We start from the raw sequence: 3,765 nt of genomic DNA, 5'->3' as shown, positions 1-3,765 counted from the left end.
AATACTTGGGGTGGTAACGACAATACACTGACCAAACTTATTGCCAGTGGCATTGTCTATGACTGCCAGTGCGCAGCCATGCCACTGCCACTGGCCATGAAGTCGACAAAGAATAAGACTGCGGACAGTGTAGTTGAACTTACCAATGGATGCAATAAAAAAATGAGACCTGAGATTAGAATCGACATATTAATAATAATTCTTCTACTCATGTGAGCAAGTAAAAAAGGTAGCATTAGTCTAATTAATATTCCTGCTGCAGCATTTAGAGAGATAATCAGCCCAATAATAGAATTATTTATCCCATGTTCACTAGCTAATAATGGGAAAAAGGCAATATAGGTATCTTTAGCAAACAAAACTAAAACACTAACTAAAAAAGCATATTGTAACGATTTTAACTTAAACATACTAAACATATTGAAGTTTTCTAGTTTATCTTCTTCTTCGCTCTCCAGTCTTATTTCGTGCTCCTTAAACAAACTTACAAGAGGGATTACAAGTAATAATAAAACACCACCAATCATTAACGCAATTGTATAGCTATAAATGTCCGATATAAATCCTGAAAACAATGGACCAAGAAAGCTCCCTATTGCTATACTAATACTAAATAAGTTTATATAATACTCCCTATCCGCAAATCCACCCGCATATGATTGCATTGCAACAATATAAATAATTTGTGCCGTTCCTGCAATAATTTGTGAAATGATCAGCCCAGTCAAATTATTAATAAAAAAAGGGATTATCAACGAGACCGCTCCAAAAAGTAAGCCTAAACATAGAAGCTTTTTAACACCCTTTTTGTCAACAACTCTCCCCAATTTCACTGAAATAAATAACGGAAAAAATGAAAAGAGAGCTACAATAATTCCTACTAAAAAATTTGTAGCTCCCAAGGTATTTGCATATAAAGGGATAAGTGGACGGCTACCAACGATACTGAAGGCAAATACCGAAGTAATCAGGACAATAAGTGTTCTTATTTTTCTCTTTTCCATCCAATTTACCCCCGTAATATAATAAAACTACTTAACTTTAATACCAACAGCTTTTCTGAACGGTTTATTACTATAAGATACAAAGACATAATTCATAATAAACACTAGAAAGGCCTCTACATTTTTTCCTTCATTCTCAAATTCATGAACAGTCCGCATAAATTGTTTATAAACATTTTCTATATTCTGTTTCCAAATGTATCCCTCGAAAGATTTTCCATTGAAATAATCAAGAAATTTATCAACCATACTTAATGAATCTTCTGGTGTATTTTCTCGCAAATACTTTACTGCTAATCCATTTTCACCTTTATTAAATTCGGCCAAGAGTGATTGAATGAACTCTTTAAGGGTTTGATTCTCCTTAAGTGAATTATCCAACATATATTTCATTTCATTTACTATCTCTTTATCTTCTTTGCTGGTTTTGAATTTATTTAATAAAATGATAGTTCACTCCGATTCCCTTCATGATATTTTTCTTTCCTCAGCTATTTTAAGAATTTCTTTATATACCTTCTCATTTAAATGAATGCTATTAGTAATATCATCTTTTTTCTTCTCCTCGATTTCTCCAGGAATATAAATTTCCTCAAAACCTTCTCTCTTATTGGATGTCTTAATTGTTTCGAACCAATCATCCATTCTTCTTTGGAAACTTTCAAGTGGCAATAAGTCATCAATTTTAATCATATAGAAAAAATGACCTATATTTGCATCTCTTTTGGTATTACCTACAGACACGGTTTCATAACTTAGGGATGCACCTGTTAACCCTGCACATAAAGTATCTACTAACATCGATAAACCGTACCCCTTATGGTTTCCTATTGGTAGCATTGTTCCACCATTTAACACCTTATCGGGGTCTTGGGTGTCATCCCCCTTCTCATCTATTGCCCAGCCTTTTGGAATATTTTCACTTGCATTCTTCATAGCACGAATTTTTCCCTTTGCCGAGGCACTAGTTGCCATATCCAACATAAAATTAGTATTACTACCAGGAAATGCTGCACTTAAAGGATTCGTACCTAGTAACGGCTCAGTTCCTCCCCATGGGGCCATAGTTGGTCCCGCATTAGAAAAGACAAGGGACAGATATCCTCTACTGGCTGCTTGTTTCGTATAAAACCCCGAAGTCCCAAAATGATTACTATTTTGAACCAGTACCGTTACAGCACTATTAGTGGACAGTTTATCAAAACATAATTGTATTGCTTTTTGAGCAACTACTTGACCCAAACCGTTATCACCATTTAGCAATAAAACATTATTAAGGTCTTTTTCCACTCTAATCTTAGGGTGTACATTAATAACACCAGACTCAATGCGTTCTGTATAGGATTTCAATCTCAAAAGTCCATGAGAGCTTACCCCGCTTATTTCAGCATCAAGCAAAGAATTAATTACTACTTCTGAATCTTCCAAAGTAACTTCATAAGAAGTCAAAATGTCTCTACTAATTTCGTATATCTCATTAAGATCAACCTTGATTAAACTCATAGTTAAAATCTCCATCCTTATTAAGATAACTTTAATTTGTCTTTTCTTTTCTATTTCTTAGATAATCTCTCACAAATGGTGTGAAGAAAGTAATTACAGCTACCAATAAAAATATCGCCGCAATTGGTCTAGTTAAAATATAGGTAAAGTCATTACCAGATTGAAGCATGGCTTGCCTAAAACTTTGTTCAGCAATTGGGGCTAGTATTATAGCTAGGACAATCGGTGTTACGGGTACATTGATTTTCTTAAATATATAACCAATCACCCCGAAAGCTAACATAACCCATATATCCATGTAGGCATTATGGATAGCAAAGGATCCAATCATACTAAGTATTAAAATAATTGGTCCTAAGATTTGTGCAGGTACTTTAAGAATTGCAATGAAGTACTTTGTGCAAGTAAGCCCAATAATCATAAATAACAAGTTAGCAATAATTAAACTGAAGAACAATGAATATACGACATCACCATGATTTTGAAATAACATAGGACCTGGGCGCAATCCGTGTATCAAAAGACCACCGATAAGGATAGCGGTTACAGTATTACCTGGAATTCCAAGGGTTAATAATGGAATTAGAGCACCACCAGTTACTGCGTTATTGGCTGCTTCAGGAGCAGCAACCCCTCCAAGTTCCCCTTTACCAAACCTTTCTGGGTGTTTCGACCAACGTTCCGCTTCGTTGTATGCGATAAATGCAGCCGGGTCTCCTCCAATACCAGGAATGATACCAATAAATGTACCAACTAATGATGAACGAAATATATTTGGCATAATTTTGGTAAATTCCTTAAATGAAGGTAATACTTTGCCTTTTACGTCTTCACTGAATTGTCCCTTTTCATCATCTTTAGACTGTTTTATTAATTCAAAGGCTTGTGCAGCAGAAAACAATCCGATTAGTACTGGAATAAGCGCAAATCCCGTTGCTAAAAAAGGTAAGCCGAAAGTAAATCTCGGATAACCATCCATTGGATCCATTCCTACAGTAGCGATTAGAACCCCAAACGTACCAGAGATTAACCCTTTAATCGGATTAATACCACCTAGACTTGATACTACGGAAATACCAAATATAGCTAAAGCAAAATATTCTGGAGCACCAAAACGTAATGCCTGTTCCGCTAGAAGACCGGTGAAAAACTATATTTTTTATCCATCAAAGATTCGGACAAAGACGAGGATTTTTCTTGGATTCCTTTAAAAATAAGGGAAATAAAGTGGTTGTCGTGGTTTCTTTCATCCCGTTTT

The 3,765-nt window shown here is 35.1% G+C and carries 3 protein-coding genes and 1 pseudogene; all 4 read right to left on the bottom strand.

Features of this window, described 5'->3' with window-relative positions:
• Window positions 1-56: 56 nt before the first annotated feature.
• Window positions 57-1,004, bottom strand: a complete 948-nt coding sequence (locus E4U82_RS19250; protein WP_135111861.1) for an MFS transporter — start codon at window positions 1,002-1,004, stop codon at window positions 57-59.
• A 27-nt stretch (window positions 1,005-1,031) separates the two neighbouring features.
• Window positions 1,032-1,397, bottom strand: coding sequence for a hypothetical protein (locus E4U82_RS19245; RefSeq protein ID WP_135111860.1), 366 nt, complete (start codon window positions 1,395-1,397; stop codon window positions 1,032-1,034).
• A gap of 75 nt (window positions 1,398-1,472) precedes the next feature.
• Window positions 1,473-2,507 (bottom strand): Ldh family oxidoreductase, encoded by a 1,035-nt coding sequence (locus E4U82_RS19240; protein ID WP_167751506.1) that lies wholly within the window; start codon window positions 2,505-2,507, stop codon window positions 1,473-1,475.
• Window positions 2,508-2,538: 31 nt separating this feature from the next.
• Window positions 2,539-3,645: pseudogene (locus E4U82_RS19235) on the bottom strand (tripartite tricarboxylate transporter permease); the annotation flags it as partial.
• Window positions 3,646-3,765: the final 120 nt, after the last annotated feature.

The sequence above is a fragment of the Lentibacillus salicampi genome, from assembly GCF_004565465.1.
Lineage (GTDB): Bacteria > Bacillota > Bacilli > Bacillales > Amphibacillaceae > Lentibacillus > Lentibacillus salicampi.
This window is presented reverse-complemented; position numbering and strand designations above follow the sequence as displayed.

Coding starts and splice junctions, on each gene's coding strand:
- E4U82_RS19250 (WP_135111861.1), bottom strand. CDS start 1,004: ATGGAAAAGAGAAAAATAAGAACACTTATTGTCCTGATTACTTCGGTA.
- E4U82_RS19245 (WP_135111860.1), bottom strand. CDS start 1,397: ATGAAATATATGTTGGATAATTCACTTAAGGAGAATCAAACCCTTAAA.
- E4U82_RS19240 (WP_167751506.1), bottom strand. CDS start 2,507: ATGAGTTTAATCAAGGTTGATCTTAATGAGATATACGAAATTAGTAGA.